The sequence below is a fragment of the Sphingobacterium sp. CZ-UAM genome, assembly GCF_002000245.1.
Classification (GTDB): Bacteria; Bacteroidota; Bacteroidia; order Sphingobacteriales; family Sphingobacteriaceae; genus Sphingobacterium.
In genome coordinates this window covers 1,895,515-1,912,729 of sequence record NZ_MTCM01000001.1, presented here as the reverse complement: position 1 = coordinate 1,912,729, position 17,215 = coordinate 1,895,515, and the positions used below count along the sequence as shown (strand labels likewise).

Sequence of the window (17,215 nt, the reverse complement as noted above, 5' to 3'; positions counted from 1 at the left end):
AATAAATTAGGAATGAAAACAATCAGAATACTAGCCAGCCTTTTATTAGGTACGATGGTTTTCCAAAGTCATGCACAGCAGCAATTAAGCCTAAGTGATGCGATCAAATTTGCTTTGCAGAACAAAAAGGAAGCAAAGAAGGCCAAGTTGGATCTCGAAAATTCACAATATCAGATTGATGAGGTAAGAGGTAGTGCATTGCCACAGATTACCGCCAACGGTTCCTTGAAATACAATGTATTGATCCCGGAAATGGTGTTGGAGGCAGGTGGACAAACCCAAAAAATCAAAATGGGACAACCCTGGAATTCAAATGCCGTGGTTTCTTTAAATCAACAGCTATTTAACCAATCGATCTTTACAGGTTTAAAGGCTGCTAAAACAACCAAAGAATTTTATCAGATAAATGCACAGTTAACAGATGAGCAACTTATTGAAAAAGTAGCCAATGCCTATTACGATATCTATCAGGAACATCTTAAACTGCAAACAATAGAAAATAACCTGCAGAGTACCACTAAAACCAAAGAGGTGACAGAGGGACTTGTCAAAGCCGGACTGGCAAAAAAAATCGACCTTGATCGCCTTGTGGTCAACGTGAATAACCTGGAAGCACAGAAGCAGCAGACAAGCAGTGCTGTGCAGATCAAGGAGAATGCGCTGAAATTTGCGATCGGTAAATCAATCGAGGAGGATATTGAATTGTCAAACGAGACTTTTGAGATCAATCCGGTGTTAGCAATGGAATCGGACAATATTGAGAATCGTACCGAGGTGCAGCTGATGAAGAAACAGATCGAACTGTATGAATTGAACAAGAAATCTAAAGTGGCGGATCTTTATCCCAAACTATCCTTGGGTGCTGACTTTGGTTTCAATGGTTTTGGTAAAGGGTTTCCGATCGGTGGTGATTTTAGCTGGCCAAAGACCTCGAGTATCGGACTTAACCTTTCGGTGCCGATATTTACAGGCGGAACGACCAAAGCAAGAATCAATCAGGCCGATATCCAGATCAGACAGGCCCAGGTGGACTTGGAAGATACAAAGCTTGGCCTTAGCCTGGCAAAGGAAAATGCCAAATCTCAGATTAAGATCAGCTTACTGACTATCGACAACAATCGCCGAAATGTGAAATTGGCCAAAGGAGTCCTGGATGACACAAAAAACAACTTTAACAATGGCTTGGCAACTTTAACCGAGTTACTGGATGCGGAAAGAGCATTAGCTGATGCCGAAAATAACCTGAATACAAGCTTATTGAACTATAAGGTAGCCGAAGTACAGATCATCAAATCGAATGGCGAGCTAAAATCACTAATTAAAGAATAATTGACTAATACAATATGAAACGCGGAATTATTACCCTACTTATTATTGCTGCTGGTCTGGCAGGAATATTTTTTGTGTTAAATAAAAATAAAAAGAAAAACGAAGCGGAAACTGCTGAGGTTGCTAAAACAAATGCAGCGATTGCAGTCCGTATTGATACGGCGAAAGTAAGTTCAATGGACTTACGTTACACCGCTAACGGAACTTTTGCTCCAAAGCAAGAGGTCACTGTATCTGCGGAGACTGCGGGTAGAGTGGTGAAGGTATTGGTTGACGAAGGCTCGCATGTAAGTGCCGGACAAACCTTGGCTATTATTGAAGGTGACAAACTGAATGTGAATGTAGCCAATGCGCAAGCCGCATTTACAAATGCACAGGCCGACTTACATCGTTTTGAAAGTGCTTTTTCTACAGGTGGTGTTACCAAACAACAGCTGGACCAGGTGAAATTGCAATTTGAAAACGCCAAAAATAATTTGAGAGCATCAAAATTGAATGCTGGTGATGTCACCATTAAGACATCTGTCTCGGGTGTGGTCAATGCACGTAAAATTGAACCCGGAACGTATTTAAATGTTGGCGCTCCGGCTTTTGATATCGTAAACGTCGGCACCTTAAAATTACGGGTCAATGTGGATGAGAAAAATGTGGCAACCTTACGGGTAGGTCAGTCTGTTGATGTATCCGCAAGTGTCTATGCAGACCAAAGATACACCGGTAAGGTGACCTTTATCGCACCTAAATCAGACGGAAGCTTGAATTTCCCGGTAGAAATCGAAGTCAATAATTCATCCAACCAATTGCGTGCCGGTATGTATGGTACAGCAATATTTGGCGAAGGTGTTGCCGGTAATACACTGATCGTGCCTCGCAATGCATTTGTCGGTAGTGTGAGTGACAATAAAATATTCGTTCTTAAAAATGGTAAAGCAATCGAAACCAATGTGAAATCCGGAAGAAATTTTGGCGATTACATCGAAATCTTGGGTGGTCTGCAAAATGGCGACCAAGTGATTGTTTCGGGTCAAATCAATCTGTTTGATCAGAGCCCTGTTGAAATTATTAAATAATGTTTACTGGAAACCAGTAGCAAATGAAGTTGTGGTTTCATTACCATTAAAAACAAATAATTCTAATGAAAATTACCGAAATATCGATAAAACGTCCCAGTATAATTATCGTATTATTTATAATACTGACATTAGGTGGGTTGTTTTCCTATACTCAGTTGGGGTACGAGTTAGTCCCTAAATTTGAGATTAACGTAATCACGGTGCAGACAGTCTATCCGGGCGCATCGCCTGCTGAGGTGGAAAGCTCTGTTACCAAAAAAATTGAGGATGCAATTTCCTCGCTAGAGAGTATTAAGAAAGTAGAATCGACTTCCCTCGAAGGGGTATCCATTGTCATGATTACCTTAAATAACGGGGCCGATGTCAACTTCCTGCTGACCGATGCGCAACGGAAGATCAATGCGGTTGTCAATGATTTGCCCGATGATGTGAAAACACCGTCCTTATCCAAATTTTCGTTGGATGATGTGGCCATTATGAGTTTAGCCGTAACATCGAATTTATCTGAGAAAGAACTGTATGACCTCTTGGACAATAAAATTCAACCTGTCTTTGCCCGGATCAATGGTGTGGCCAAAGTAGATATGGTCGGTGGTGAGGAGCGTGAAATTCAGATTTCTGTAGACCCGAAGAAAATTGAGGGCTATGGCTTAACAATCGCTCAGGTACAACAGACTGTTGCCTCTTCAAATCTTGATTTTCCTACAGGTAACGTCAGTACCCGTGACAACAGAACAACAATCCGTTTGGCGGGTAAAGTAACCTCGATTGAAGAATTACGTAATCTGCCAATTACAACGCCATCAGGGGTACAAATTTATTTACGTGACATCGCTGATGTGCAGGATGGTATCAAGGAAATTGAGAAGGTCGCTCGTCTTGACCGTCAAAACACGATCTTATTGCAGGTCTTTAAGCAGTCCGATGCCAATGCGGTAGCCGTATCAGAAGGTGTAAAAAAGACGATAGAGCAAGTTGAGAAAGATTATGCAGGTAACAAAATCAAGATTCTTGTTGCAAATGACTCTTCTGACTTTACATTAAATGCCGCAAATAACGTTATCCATGACTTGATGATTGCGATTGCGTTGGTAGGTTTTATCATGCTATTCTTCTTGCAGAGTTTGCGTAATGCCGCGATTACGATGGTAGCCATTCCATTATCCCTGATTGCGACATTTATTGGATTGCTGTTAATGGGTTATACCTTAAACCTGATGTCTTTATTGGGACTGTCCCTGGTCGTAGGTATCCTGGTGGATGATGCGATCGTTGTTATTGAGAATATCCACCGCCACATGGAGATGGGAAAAAATAAGGTGCGTGCAGCATTCGATGGAGCCTCGGAGATCGGTTTTACCGTAACAGCGATTACCTTGGTTATCGTGGTGGTGTTTTTACCGATTGCGATGTCTACGGGTTTGGTGGCAAATATCCTGGCACAATTCTGTGTGACGGTAATTATCTCCACCTTGTTGTCCCTATTGGTATCCTTTACGGTTGTTCCATGGTTATATTCCCGTTTCGGAAAACTGGAGCATCTGAGCAAAACTTCCTTCTTTGGACGTATTATCCACGGTTTTGAAAGTGGACTGACAGCTTTTACCCATTGGGTATCTGGCTTGTTGGTCTGGGCATTAAAAAGCCGGATGAATAAATTGGCAACACTGGGACTTGCTGTAGGTTTATTGGTTGCTTCTTTTATGCTTGTGGTCAAAGGCTATATCGGTTCGGATTTCTTCCCAGGGATAGACCGTAAGGAGTTTTTCATCCAGCTGGAATTGGACAAAGATGCTTCTCTGGAAAAGACGAACTTGCTGACCCAAAAAGCTGAAGCTTATATCAAATCTAAACCCGATGTCAAAGAAATCATTACTACTGTAGGACAGTCTTCAGATGGTATGGCTTCGACAACAGGTTCACGCTATAAATCCGAGATTCACGTCATCCTGGATAAGGAAAATTTCGAAGGCAATTCACAGGTGTATTCTGCGACTTTGAAACGTGAACTCGAAAACAAGCTGATCGGAGCGAAGATTAAAACCGTGAATGTAGGGATCATGGGTGCTGAGCAGGCACCGTTGAAATTGACCATCATCGGTTCTTCGGTTGAAGATGCGCAGGAATTTGCGGAGAAAGCAGCGGCGCAATTGCGTAAGATCCCAGGAGCAGCGGGAGTGAAGTTAACCTCCGAAGCAGGTAACCCTGAGATCAATGTGAAAATTGACCGCGATAAAATGACGTCTTTGGGATTGAACGTATCCACGGTCGGTATGACGATGCAGACTGCATTTTCGGGAAATACAGACAATAAGTATAGAGCGGGTGATAATGAATACGATATCAATATCCGCTATACGGAAAGCGGTCGCGCCAGCATCGACAATGTTCGCGATCTGAAATTTATCAATAACAAAGGGGCTTCAATTTCTTTGGAACAGTTTGCAACAGTTTCTTATGGTTCGGGTCCGACTTTATTGGAACGTCGCGATAAATCACCGGCTGTATCTATCCAAGGTCAGGCCATCGGTAGGCCAATGGGTACCGTAGCACAGGAATGGCAGGCTCAATTTGAGAAGCTACCACGCAAACCGGGAATCGTCTTTATCTGGGGTGGTAATATGGAAAACCAGACCGAGGGTTTCGGTACATTGGGAATCGCTTTATTGGCTTCCATTATCTTGGTATACTTGGTTATGGTGGCGCTATATGACAGCTTTATTACACCTTTTGTGGTATTGTTCTCTATTCCATTGTCCTTTATCGGTGCCTTGTTGTTCCTTGCACTGGGTAATCAAACGCTGAATATCTTTACGATTTTGGGTATTATCATGTTGATTGGTCTGGTGGCCAAAAATGCGATCATGCTGGTCGATTTTGCGAACCACCGGAAAGAAGCGGGGGATAACACGCACGACGCATTGGTGGCGGCTAACCATGCCCGTCTTCGTCCGATCCTGATGACGACAATTGCCATGGTATTCGGTATGATTCCGATTGCCATTGCCACAGGTGATGGAGCCGATATGAACAGAGGTCTGGCAATCGTTATCATCGGTGGTCTCTTGTCATCCTTATTCCTGACCCTGGTTGTCGTTCCGGTCGTGTATTCGATTTTCGACCGTTTCGGAAGGAAGAAGAAGACTGACTATGAAGCATTGATGGTCGAAGACTATGATCATGTGGATGTCGCAGAGCATTAAATCTAAATAATTTTACAAAAGAAAGGAGGCTAAATCATTGGCCTCCTTTTTTTTGTGTTAATTTTAGGTTAATCAATCGATTGCGTAAATATTTTTTATTACATTGCGGCCGCATTAACAAAATATATAAATACTTAAAATTGAGACAAGCATGTGTGGAATTGTAGGATACACAGGTTACCGTCAGGCGTATGGTATCGTCATTGATGGATTGAAAAAATTAGAATACCGTGGATATGACAGTGCTGGAGTGGCACTGCATAAAGGTGAACAGGTCGATGTTTACAAAAAGACCGGAAAAGTAGCGAATCTGGAAGAATTCGTTTACGGTCAGGATCTCCAATCAACAACAGGAATAGGTCATACACGATGGGCTACCCATGGTGAACCTTCTGACCGCAATGCCCATCCGCATTATTCCAACAGTGGACGCATTGCAATGATTCATAATGGTATCATTGAAAACTATGCATCCCTAAAATCAGAATTGATCAGCAAAGGTTATCATTTTAAAAGTGATACAGATACCGAAGTACTTGTCAACTTTATCGAAGAAATTCAATTGCAAAATGAATGCTCCCTGGAAGAGGCGATCCGTATTGCCTTAAAAAGGGTGGTAGGTGCCTATGTGATCCTGGTATTGGAAGCTGGTCATGCAGATCGGATTATTGCGGCTAGAAAGGGAAGCCCCCTTGTTATCGGAATAGGTAAAAATGAACATTTCTTGGGCTCGGATGCTTCGCCGATGTTAGCCTACACCAAAGAAGTTGTGTACATTAATGATTACGAACTGGCAATTATCACACCGGAGGAACTTATTCTCAAAAACTTGGGTAATGAACGGATTACACCCTATATCCAAAAATTAGATCTGGAATTGTCTGCTATTGAAAAAGGTGGTTATGATCACTTTATGTTAAAGGAGATCTTTGAACAACCTCATACCATTTACGATTCAATGCGGGGTCGTCTGGATCTGCAGGCCAAGCAGATTATTCTGAGCGGCATTGAGAAATACGCAGAAGAAATCAGTAGCACCAATCGCATTGTTATTGTTGCCTGTGGTACAAGCTGGCATGCGGGTTTGATTGCCGAATATATCATTGAAGAATTATGCCGCATTAACGTTGAAGTGGAATATGCATCGGAATTCCGTTACCGCAATCCGGTTATCCATCCTGGGGACGTCATTTTGGCCATTTCGCAAAGTGGTGAGACCGCGGATACCTTGGTAGCGCTGGAAAATGCGAAAAAGCAGGGCGCAATTATTCTTGGCGTTGTCAATGTTGTGGGATCCTCAATTGCCCGCCTTTCGGATGCAGGAGCTTATACGCATGCCGGTCCCGAAATCGGGGTAGCGAGTACCAAGGCATTTACAGCACAACTCACTGTTTTAAACCTGATCGCGCTAAAAATCGCAGCATTAAAAGGAACAATTTCCCACGAACGTTTTCTGGAATTATCGGCAGAATTGCATGCAGTACCAGAGAAGGTGGAATGGATACTGGATACACAGATCGAAAAGATTCAGCAAATTGCAAAAAAATATAAAGATGCCCGGGATTTCTTATTCCTAGGTAGAGGCTATAACTTCCCTGTAGCGCTAGAGGGCGCATTAAAGCTTAAAGAAATTTCATATATCCATGCTGAGGGCTATCCGGCAGCGGAAATGAAACATGGACCTATTGCTTTGGTTGATGAAAACCTACCAGTTGTTTTCGTGGCTACGAAAGATGCTTATCATGAAAAAATTGTTTCCAATATCCAGGAAATAAAAGCCAGGAAAGGAAAAATTATCTCTGTTGTGACCAGAGGTGACGCTGTATCCGAAGGCTTATCGGATGATTATATGGAAATCCCGGAAGCGGATGAGATTATTGCACCATTGATCTCCGTGGTTCCACTGCAGTTGTTGTCTTATTATATCGGTGTGGAGTTGGGCTTAGACGTTGACAAACCTCGTAACCTCGCCAAGTCTGTTACCGTAGAATAAGGAGGCGCATGAGTGTATTAAAGAAAATACCTTTGGAGCATTTGGGATATGATTTTATCCCAAATGAGTTTCTCCAGGAAGGGCAGGATGAGTATACCCTGCGTTTTCAGCAAAATCCACGTAATGACTACCGTGACCTTACAGCAGATGAGATTCAGCAGCTCATCGCCAACGGAAATTGGTCGAGCGACTGGTCCAGAGTAAAAGTTTCTGCAATCTTTGATCCCAAGCAGATTCAACACTGTAAATTCTATGGCCTGGTTCGGATCGGAAATCTCAGTCCCAGCTATTTGGAGTACCGGAATTTAAAACTTCCGATCGGCCTGTATCATTCGACCATTATCAGTTCGGATTTTGGCGATGATGTCGCTGTACATCATATCGGTTATTTATCCTATTTTATTGTGGGCAACGAAGTGCTGCTGAGTCAGATCAAGGAGATGGAGACCGGAAGCACGGCCAAATTTGGAAATGGAATCCTGCGCGATGGCGAGGAATCGGGTAAACGCATCCAACTGGAGCTCTGTAATGAAAATGGTGCACGTTCGGTCTATCCTTTCGATGGGATGCAGGCTGCCGACGTCTACCTGTGGACACGAAATCGCCATGATCGGGAACTGCAACATCGTTTTGAAGAACTTACAGACCAGAAGTTTGGTACGCAACGTGGCTATTATAGCCAGATCGGTGATCGCTGTGTCATCAAAAATACCTTTACGATCAAGAATGTGAAGATCGGTACAGATGCCTATATCAAAGGAGTGAATAAGCTGAAGAATGTGACGGTGAATTCATCACAGGAATCCTATACGCAGATCGGTGAAGGCTGTGAATTGGTCAATGGTATCATTGGTTACGGTTGCCGTATATTCTATGGTGTAAAAGCGGTACGTTTTATTTTGGCTTCTTACTCGCAACTGAAATATGGCGCCCGGCTGATCAATTCCTATCTCGGCGATAATTCGACAATATCCTGTTGCGAAGTGCTTAACTCGCTGATCTTTCCGGCACACGAACAACACCATAATAATTCTTTCCTCTGTGCCGCATTGGTCATGGGACAAAGTAATATGGCCGCTGGGGCTACTGTAGGATCAAACCACAATTCCAGGGCAGCGGATGGCGAGATTATCGCTGGGCGTGGCTTCTGGCCGGGACTATGTGTAAGTCTGAAACATAACTCGAGATTTGCCTCCTATTGTCTAATTGTCAAGGGGGACTTTCTACATGAGCTGGATATCCAATTGCCTTTTACATTGGTCAGCAATGACGTGCAGCATGATCGGCTCGTACTTATCCCAGGCTATTGGTTTATGTATAATATGTACGCCCTGGTGCGCAATGCCAATAAGTACGAGGCCCGGGACAATAGGCATTTTAAAAACCAATATTTTGAGTACGATATGTTGGCTCCGGATACCGTCAATGAGATGTTCGCCGGAATGGAAACACTTGCTTTTGCCGTATCGGAAAGCCTCCAGCCCGAAGAAAACAAAACACGGGCGGAGCGTATTGTAGCAGGACGTGCTTTACTTGCCAACAATATTGATCTAAAAGATAAGACTATTGTTTTATCCGGAGCTGAGAATTCGCGCAGACCTACGGTGATTCAGAAAGTAGGCGAAGCCTATCATCTCTATCGTTCATTTATCAAGTATTATGGTGTTTTGCACCTGATGGAAGCGCTTGAGGAAGGTCAATCGCTGGATGAAATCTTTGCGAGCCTCGCCACTGCGCAGCGGACCAACTGGGAAAATATCGGTGGACAGCTTATCGAAAGCACTGCTTTGCAGGTTTTCCTGGATGATATTAAATCAAAAGAGATTGATTCCTGGGACGATATTCATGAATTTTATCACGAGCGCAGCAAAGGCTACCCATTGGATAAGCGAAAACATGCCTTGCTGTCGCTGATTGAAATTCTGCATTTGGAAGGGATGGAAATATCCAAAGATAAAATTGTATCTTTGTTGGATCAGGCTTTGGGGCACCGAATCTGGATAGGCGAGCAGATCTATAAATCCCGTGCGAAAGATTATAAAAATCCGTTCAAGAATATGGTATATGCCAATGAGGAAGAACGTGATATCGTCGTCGGGAAATTAGCCGAAAACGCCTTTATCAATCAACAACAAAACGAATTAGAGTTATTTAAAATAAGGGTTGCTAATTTGAAAGGGCAATTTTAAAAGAAAGGCTTCCGCTCGGAAGCCTTTTCTTTTTTTCTTGTGGGGATAGGATAATGATCTGATATACCCGGCGCAGGTTGGCGACAAGGACAAGGGTTATCCGGCATCTTGAATCTTATCCAAGGGTTTCCGTTTATTCTCCTTGATATGCTTGAAATGACTTGGTGTCAGTCCGGTTACTTTTTTAAATTGGTTGCTCAAATAAGCGACACTGGAGTAATTCAGCTGATAAGCTATCTCACTTAAAGTCAGTTCGTCGTACACCAATAATTCCTTGACATATTCGATCTTTTGACTGATGAAATATTTCTCAATGGTCATGCCTTCCACATCCGAAAATAGATTCGAAATATAGTTGTAATCGTGATAAATCTCATTGCTGATGATCTCTGATAAATTGAGATTGGTGTTATTATGTTGATTACGGATGAGATCCAGTACCAGATGTTTGACCTGTTCAATCAGCACTGTTCGCTTGTCGTCGATCAATTCAAAGCCAAGGGCAGAGAAGTTCGCGGCCAATTGTGCAGATTGTTCTTTATTCAACGTTTCTTCAATTTCGACCTGTCCTAAAGAAATATGTTTAACATGGAGATTAAGCTTGGCCAATTCGTTTTCGACAACCATGATGCACCTATTGCATACCATATTCTTTATTGCGAGTTTCATTCGGTTTTTTTTAATACAAGTTACAAATCTAAACCCAAAAATCGCAAATTAATCAGACATTCTGTTGTAAGATTTGGGGCATATGTTGTAGAGTTTTGGGAAAGTTAAACAGAAGACTAGGATTACAGCAGTTCAGCATCTGCGTGTGAGCCTGCCGGAATACTATGGATGAATTTCAATGGCTGTACCTATAGGAACAGCCTGATAGAGTTCGTCAATTTCCGTATCGGTCAAGGCCATGCAACCGAGAGTCCAGTCTACATAGCGTTGTAGTTTACCGATAAACCCCATTCCATTGAGCAGACCATGGATTTTAATATCACCACCAGCAGCTTTACCCAGGGTTTTGGCATGAGCAATATCCTTTTCATTGGGATAGGAGACCCCTAAATTTTTATGATAGTCACTATGTGGATTCTTATCGTTGATCACATACAATCCTTCCGGGGTCTTTAGATCGCCTTCGATTTCTTTTGCACCTATGGGCTGTCCACCGAGTGAAATACGGTAAGATTTGAGCAATCTGCCATCTGCATAAGCCAATAGGCTACGCTTGGATTTGTAAACCACAAGTTTGTCGACCACCGTATTTTGGGGTAGGCGCGATTCGGGATAAAGGTTATAGGCCGTTAGCACTATCATGGACAGGAGCAGTACGGCGATTCCAATTTTTAACCAACTGCGGTGAGGTTTACTTTGCTTCATGGCTTCTGTTGTTTGCGAATTGTCGTTAGGTGTTGGGCATGCCCGATGCAATTCAGCTTGTCTTACAAAATCCCGATAGGGGAATTTGTAAGACAAGCTGTGATGGGAGCAGTTAAAATTCACGATCTACATCCTTGTCACCACGTCCAGATAGGTTGACGATGGCGAGTTTGTTTTTGTCTTTCAGTAATTTGACCGCCAGAGCAACTGCATGCGAGGATTCGATTGCCGGGATAATTCCTTCTAATCTGGAAAGCAGTTTATAGGCAGCAATTGCTTCATCATCTGTTACCGGATAGTAATTAGCCCTATTGCTGTCCTTTAAAGCAGCATGCTGGGGTGATATGCCGGGATAATCCAGCCCTGCGGACACTGAGGTGGAAGGAATTGGATTACCTTCGTCATCGACTAAACAATAGGAATAGGTGCCTTGGAATACAGTGGGCTTGCCAAATGATAAGGTTGCGGCTGTTTTAGGATAGGTTCCCGAACCACCACCTTCGCCACCATTGATTTCCACTTCTTGGTCCTCCAGAAAACCCGAAAATAAACCGATGGCATTCGAACCGCCGCCTACACAGGCAAAAATGCTGTCCGGAAGACGTCCTTCCTGTTCAAGGATCTGTTGCCGGGCTTCTTTCCCGATAACGCTCTGAAAATATCCGACCATTTTAGGGTAGGGATGGGGCCCGACATGTGAGCCCAACAGGTAATAGGAAGAAGGATTTTCGACATAGTACATCAAAGCTGCATCAACAGCGTCTTTGAGTGTACGGCTTCCGAGGTTTGTGGTGACAACCTGAGCACCCAATAATTCCATCCGTTTGACATTCAGCGCCTGACGGGCGGCATCAATCTCGCCCATAAATACTTTGCATGGGATATTTAACAATGCCGCAGCTGTAGCCGTAGCGACACCATGTTGTCCTGCACCGGTTTCAGCAATGATCTCCGTAGCGCCCATTTGTTTGGCTAATAAGATCTGACCGATACAATTGTTTATCTTATGTGAACCCGTGTGGTTGAGGTCCTCCCGTTTTAAGTAGATCCTCGAACCAACATAGTCACTCAGGTTTTTGGCAAAATACAAAGGCGATGGCCGTCCGACATAATGTTTGAGGATGGCGATAAATTCTTTTTGGAATTCTTCTTTCTGTACATGGCTGTCGAAAAATTCAGCTAACTTGTTTAACTGGCTCTCCAAAACAGGTGGGATAAAGGACCCACCGTACTCACCATATTTACCATTGTATTGAAGCATGTTTTCGTTCGCTTCAACAGATGCGCACTTTTCTAGACTCATTTTAGGCTTAAGTTTTCTTGTTGTAAAAATATTTGATCATAAAAGAAGCCTAAATATAGCAATCTTTGGAATCTTTGGTGGCAAAGACAAGATAATTTAGTTTTAAAAATTAGATATGGAGTCCGTGTTATGGGCGGTATTCGACAGCTGTGCGCTCCCTGTTCGAAGCTGATTCGGGCCTTATTCGACTCTACAAGCAGGTGTATCCACTATGCTACGATAATGGATCCGTGTTGACCCCGTGTTAGACTCGGACTCACCACGGACTCAGCATGGATTCATGGTGGATTCATGCCGTCTCGGCTAGGTATCTGTATCGGGGCAGATAGCTAGCACGGGCGAACAGAAACCAAAACCCGGATAGCGCTTGCAGGACTTTGGACAGGATATAAAAAAAGGCATCTTTCTCAGAAAAGATGCCTTGTTAAATCTATATTTTGTAAACGATTGCTGATCGCAGGCTGTTTTACGCTTTTGGCTTTCGGAAAATAAAATAAAGACCGACCAGAATAAAGGGTATACTCAATAGTTGTCCCATATTGAGGATCATGTTTTGTTCAAAATCTTCCTGGTCAAGTTTAAAATGTTCCAATACCATCCGTGCCCCAAATAATAAGACCATGAAAACGCCAAATAACCAACCCTTTTGGCGATTAGGATTTGACTTGAATAAGGAGCCGATAATAATAAAGATGATGATGTAGGCAATGGCTTCATAAAGTTGGCCCGGGTGGCGGGGAATGTTGTCATGACGTTCAAAAATAATTGCCCAGGGTAAATCTGTTGGCGTACCGACCATCTCTGAATTGAAAAAATTTCCGATACGGATCAGGGCACCGGCAATGGGAACAACCACTACCAATCGATCTGCTAACCATAAAAAGTCTGTTTTTGTTTTGCGACAGAAGAGGTAAAGCGCAGTGAGGATACCGATAGCCCCACCATGGGAAGCTAATCCGGCGAAACCCGTGACTTGGAACCCGTTTTGATCCCATTTGAAAGGAAGGAAAATTTCCAGAATATGGTCTTTGTAATAATCAAAGTCGTAGAATAGGCAATGACCAAGTCGTGCACCGATCAGTGTGCCGAGGAAGATATAAATGGAAAGTTGGTCCAATTGTTCCTGCGTGCGGCCTTCTTTTTTGAAAATGCGCAGCATAATAACATAGGAAACAAAAAAAGCGAGAAGCCAACACAGGGCATAGTAACGCAGGGCAAATGCACCAAGGTTGAACATCACGGGATCTATATTCCAATGTATAGCACTTAATATTGAATTCATATATTTTATGTCAGTTTAAATTACTAGGGTAAAGATAAGGTTTAATCTTATTTTTCAATAAAATCAAAGTGAAATGTAAAAGGAATATTCTAAAAAACATTTTTACTTTTGCATTTCATTGAAATTTTCATATTTTGACGAAAGTAAATAGAAAAGGAAAAGATGGCAGAAAAGAATAAGAAAAAAGAACAGAAAACGACTGCGGTCGTGACAAAAGATTCGCTTTCATTTTTTGAAAAATATATAAATAATGCATCGCCCACAGGTTTTGAATGGGAGGGCCAACGTTTATGGCTGGATTATCTGAAGCCTTATGTGGATGAAACTTTCGTAGATAATTACGGTACAGCCGTTGGTGTTATCAATCCAAAAGCGGCCTATAAGGTCGTGATTGAAGCGCATGCGGATGAAATTTCCTGGTTTGTCAATTACATTACGAAGGACGGACTGATCTACGTGGTGCGTAACGGTGGTTCAGATCATCAGATTGCACCGTCCAAGCGTGTGAACATTCATACCGAAAAAGGTATTGTGAAGGCGGTATTTGGCTGGCCTGCGATTCATACACGCTCGGGTGAGAAAGAGGAAAATCCGTCCTTGAAAAATATCTTTTTGGACTGTGGCTGCAGCTCCAAAGAGGAGGTGGAAGCTTTGGGTGTACACGTCGGCTGTGTGATTACCTATGAAGATACATTTTCGATCCTGAACGACCGTTATTATATCGGACGTGCCTTGGACAACCGGGCCGGCGGCTTTATGATTGCCGAGGTCGCGCGCTTGCTAAAAGAGAATAAAAAGAAATTGCCATTTGGATTATATATCGTAAATTCGGTGCAGGAAGAGATTGGTTTGCGTGGTGCTGAAATGATTGCAGACCGTATAAAGCCGAATGTTGCCATCGTTACAGATGTGACGCATGACACCCAGACGCCAATGATCAACAAGATCACGCAAGGGGATTTATTCTCGGGTAAAGGACCGGTATTATCTTATGCCCCAGCGGTTCAGGTCAACTTGAATAAACTGTTGGTTAAGGTTGCTGAGGACAACAATATTCCATTTCAACGTCAGGCCTGCTCACGTTATACAGGGACTGATACCGACGCTTTTGCGTACAGCAATGGTGGGGTACCTTCAGCATTGATTTCTTTGCCGTTGCGTTATATGCATACAACGGTTGAGATGGTGCACAAAGAGGATGTTGACAATGTGATCCGTTTGATCTATCAGACATTGCTGCATATCGAGGATGGCCAGGACTTTAGAACATTTACAAAATAAAATTTAGGATTATATTAACTTACATTTAGAATTATTATGGAAAATAACCAAAATCAAAACGAATTGAGCATCGAGTTGACAGAAGAAGTAGCAGAAGGAATCTACTCAAATCTTGCGATTATCACTCACTCTAATACAGAATTTGTGGTTGACTTTATCCGTGTGATGCCAGGAGTGCCAAAAGCAAAAGTGAAATCAAGAATCGTTTTGACTCCAGAGCACGCAAAACGCCTGTTAGGTGCATTGGTTGATAACGTGAATCGTTTCGAAGCATTAAACGGTCCGATTAAAATGGATACGGGTGTTGCTGAACAACCGCAACAAGGTGGTGATCCAACAGTGGCATTTCCTTTCGGAACTCCTCAAGGTCAAGCATAGTCAATAGCATAATCTATCGATAATAAAGGCGCCAATTGTTTTATTGGCGCCTTTTTGTTTCTGAAAGTGTCTGATTTCTATTGGTCAGAAAGAGCCCTCAATCGATTTTCCTAGCTGTTGGTGCTTATAAGAGCATGAAGGTTTTGTCTCCATTTGTGGCTAAGGGGCCACTAGGATATTTGCGCTTGGGCCCGACTTTTGCTATTTTTAGGAAAACTTATATCAAAAGGAGATTTATATGGATATTCAAGTGCGCAACTTGACAAAGAAGGATTATGTTGATTTGAAAAAATCAATGGAACAAGCGTATGATGGTGTGGGGGATACCTGGTCGAAGGAAAATATTCAGGACCTGATCGATATATTTCCCGAAGGACAATTGTGCGTGGAGATCGATGGACATGTGGTTGCCTGTGCGCTGTCCATTATCCTCAATTCCAAAAAAAATAATATCTACGATAGCTATTACGATATTATTGACGACGGGAAGTTCAGCAAACACAGTGATGACGGTGACACCTTGTATGGCATCGAAGTGTTCGTCCATCCCGAGCATCGGGCTTTGCGCTTGGGAAGACGTCTATACGATGCACGAAAAGAGCTCTGTGAACAGATGAACTTAAAATGCATCGTTGCTGGCGGCCGGATTCCCAATTACCATAATTACGCGGACAAAATGAGTCCAAGGGTTTACATTGAGAAAGTAAAACGCAAGGAGATTTATGATCCGACCCTGACCTTTCAGCTCTCCAATGATTTTCATGTCAAAAAGATCTTAAAACATTATCTGCCGGAGGATGCTGAGTCGATGGAGTTTGCCACATTGCTCGAATGGAATAACATTTATTACGAATCGGAGACCCGCTCGATTTCGACGACCAAGCAGACCATTCGTTTGGGGTTGGTGCAGTGGCAGATGCGCTTATTCGACAATATTGAAGCTTTCTATGATCAGGTCGAATTTTTTGTGGATACCGTGAGTGATTATGGGACAGACTTTATCATGTTTCCGGAGTTTTTCAATACCCCATTAATGAGTCCTTATAATGACCTTCCTGAGCGATTGGCGATGGAAAGGCTGGCGCAGCATACCTCGGATATTATTGACCGCATTCAGCAATTTGCGGTGTCCTATAACGTCAATATCATTGCCGGTTCCATGCCGCTGATGGAAAACAAAAAACTTTATAATGTTTCTTACCTCTGTCATCGCAATGGTAAACTGGATGAATTCAAAAAGATTCACATCACACCGAATGAATTTAAATATTACGGTATGGTAGGGGGAAGTGAGGTGAAGGTATTCGATACGGACTGCGGGAAAGTCGGTCTGCTGATCTGCTATGATGTAGAGTTTCCTGAACTGAGCCGTATTCTGGCTGATCAGGGGATGCAGATCCTATTCGTGCCTTTTATGACTGATACACAGAATGGCTATATCCGTGTCAGGACCTGCGCGCAGGCCCGTGCGATCGAAAACGAATGTTATGTGGCTATAGCTGGCTCGGTGGGGAATCTGCCCCGTGTTAACAATATGGATATTCAATACTCGCAATCCGCGGTCTTTACGCCATCGGATTTTGCGTTTCCGAATAATGCCATCAAGGCCGAGGCCACACCCAATGCAGAGATGGTGCTGATTGCCGATGTGGACCTTTATGCCCTGCGCGATCTGCATGAATATGGTACGGTAAAAGTCAAAAAAGACCGACGTAAAGACTTATATGAGGTAAAACTTTTGAAATAATTGCGCTGTATTTTTGAAGCGCTTCAAAATATGCTTAGCTTTAGTTATATTCTTTAATCTAAT

12 protein-coding genes are annotated in these 17,215 nt (G+C 42.9%); 8 read left to right on the top strand and 4 right to left on the bottom strand.

Annotation, left to right across the window (positions count from 1 at the left end):
• The first annotated feature begins 12 nt into the window (after positions 1-12).
• From BWD42_RS08150 to BWD42_RS08130, 5 genes are all read left to right on the top strand, one after another.
• Positions 13-1,329, top strand: a complete 1,317-nt coding sequence (locus tag BWD42_RS08150; protein WP_077434869.1) for a TolC family protein — start codon at positions 13-15, stop codon at positions 1,327-1,329.
• A 14-nt stretch (positions 1,330-1,343) separates the two neighbouring features.
• Positions 1,344-2,399, top strand: coding sequence for an efflux RND transporter periplasmic adaptor subunit (locus BWD42_RS08145; RefSeq protein WP_077434867.1), 1,056 nt, complete (start codon positions 1,344-1,346; stop codon positions 2,397-2,399).
• A gap of 65 nt (positions 2,400-2,464) precedes the next feature.
• Positions 2,465-5,605 (top strand): efflux RND transporter permease subunit, encoded by a 3,141-nt coding sequence (locus BWD42_RS08140; RefSeq protein ID WP_077434865.1) that lies wholly within the window; start codon positions 2,465-2,467, stop codon positions 5,603-5,605.
• 151 nt (positions 5,606-5,756) lie between these two features.
• Positions 5,757-7,598 (top strand): glutamine--fructose-6-phosphate transaminase (isomerizing), encoded by a 1,842-nt coding sequence (glmS, locus tag BWD42_RS08135; RefSeq protein ID WP_077434863.1) that lies wholly within the window; start codon positions 5,757-5,759, stop codon positions 7,596-7,598.
• An 8-nt stretch (positions 7,599-7,606) separates the two neighbouring features.
• On the top strand, positions 7,607-9,787 hold the full coding sequence (locus BWD42_RS08130) for a DUF4954 family protein (RefSeq protein ID WP_077434861.1): 2,181 nt from the start codon (positions 7,607-7,609) through the stop codon (positions 9,785-9,787).
• Between the two features lie 96 nt (positions 9,788-9,883).
• Here BWD42_RS08130 and BWD42_RS08125 read toward each other — a convergent pair whose 3' ends face one another.
• The 4 genes from BWD42_RS08125 to lgt all read right to left on the bottom strand — a co-directional run bounded on the left by BWD42_RS08125 (position 9,884) and on the right by lgt (position 13,746).
• The gene (locus BWD42_RS08125) at positions 9,884-10,456 is read right to left on the bottom strand and encodes a helix-turn-helix domain-containing protein (protein ID WP_077434859.1); all 573 of its coding nucleotides are present in this window, start codon (positions 10,454-10,456) and stop codon (positions 9,884-9,886) included.
• Positions 10,457-10,618: 162 nt separating this feature from the next.
• Positions 10,619-11,161, bottom strand: coding sequence for a murein L,D-transpeptidase family protein (locus BWD42_RS08120; protein ID WP_077435899.1), 543 nt, complete (start codon positions 11,159-11,161; stop codon positions 10,619-10,621).
• Positions 11,162-11,273: 112 nt separating this feature from the next.
• A complete protein-coding gene (gene trpB, locus BWD42_RS08115) occupies positions 11,274-12,464 on the bottom strand; it encodes a tryptophan synthase subunit beta (protein ID WP_217700031.1) in 1,191 nt (396 codons plus the stop codon).
• 466 nt (positions 12,465-12,930) lie between these two features.
• Positions 12,931-13,746: a prolipoprotein diacylglyceryl transferase gene (gene lgt / locus BWD42_RS08110; RefSeq protein ID WP_077434857.1), complete on the bottom strand. Its 816-nt coding sequence runs from the start codon at positions 13,744-13,746 to the stop codon at positions 12,931-12,933.
• Between the two features lie 162 nt (positions 13,747-13,908).
• Between lgt and BWD42_RS08105 the strand changes: the two genes are divergently transcribed.
• From BWD42_RS08105 to BWD42_RS08095, 3 genes are all read left to right on the top strand, one after another.
• The gene (locus BWD42_RS08105; protein WP_077434855.1) at positions 13,909-15,027 is read left to right on the top strand and encodes a M42 family metallopeptidase; all 1,119 of its coding nucleotides are present in this window, start codon (positions 13,909-13,911) and stop codon (positions 15,025-15,027) included.
• A 36-nt stretch (positions 15,028-15,063) separates the two neighbouring features.
• Positions 15,064-15,405, top strand: a complete 342-nt coding sequence (locus BWD42_RS08100; protein WP_077434854.1) for a DUF3467 domain-containing protein — start codon at positions 15,064-15,066, stop codon at positions 15,403-15,405.
• 238 nt (positions 15,406-15,643) lie between these two features.
• Positions 15,644-17,152 carry a carbon-nitrogen hydrolase family protein gene (locus BWD42_RS08095; protein ID WP_077434852.1) on the top strand — a complete coding sequence of 503 codons (1,509 nt, stop codon included), beginning with the start codon at positions 15,644-15,646 and terminating at the stop codon, positions 17,150-17,152.
• The last annotated feature ends 63 nt before the right edge of the window (positions 17,153-17,215 follow it).

What these genes read in the sequence shown, in the direction of transcription:
- BWD42_RS08150 (WP_077434869.1), top strand. Translation starts at nt 13, where the DNA reads ATGAAAACAATCAGAATACTAGCCAGCCTTTTATTAGGTACGATGGTT.
- BWD42_RS08145 (WP_077434867.1), top strand. Translation starts at nt 1,344, where the DNA reads ATGAAACGCGGAATTATTACCCTACTTATTATTGCTGCTGGTCTGGCA.
- BWD42_RS08140 (WP_077434865.1), top strand. Translation starts at nt 2,465, where the DNA reads ATGAAAATTACCGAAATATCGATAAAACGTCCCAGTATAATTATCGTA.
- glmS (WP_077434863.1), top strand. Translation starts at nt 5,757, where the DNA reads ATGTGTGGAATTGTAGGATACACAGGTTACCGTCAGGCGTATGGTATC.
- BWD42_RS08130 (WP_077434861.1), top strand. Translation starts at nt 7,607, where the DNA reads ATGAGTGTATTAAAGAAAATACCTTTGGAGCATTTGGGATATGATTTT.
- BWD42_RS08125 (WP_077434859.1), bottom strand. Translation starts at nt 10,456, where the DNA reads ATGAAACTCGCAATAAAGAATATGGTATGCAATAGGTGCATCATGGTT.
- BWD42_RS08120 (WP_077435899.1), bottom strand. Translation starts at nt 11,161, where the DNA reads ATGAAGCAAAGTAAACCTCACCGCAGTTGGTTAAAAATTGGAATCGCC.
- trpB (WP_217700031.1), bottom strand. Translation starts at nt 12,464, where the DNA reads ATGAGTCTAGAAAAGTGCGCATCTGTTGAAGCGAACGAAAACATGCTT.
- lgt (WP_077434857.1), bottom strand. Translation starts at nt 13,746, where the DNA reads ATGAATTCAATATTAAGTGCTATACATTGGAATATAGATCCCGTGATG.
- BWD42_RS08105 (WP_077434855.1), top strand. Translation starts at nt 13,909, where the DNA reads ATGGCAGAAAAGAATAAGAAAAAAGAACAGAAAACGACTGCGGTCGTG.
- BWD42_RS08100 (WP_077434854.1), top strand. Translation starts at nt 15,064, where the DNA reads ATGGAAAATAACCAAAATCAAAACGAATTGAGCATCGAGTTGACAGAA.
- BWD42_RS08095 (WP_077434852.1), top strand. Translation starts at nt 15,644, where the DNA reads ATGGATATTCAAGTGCGCAACTTGACAAAGAAGGATTATGTTGATTTG.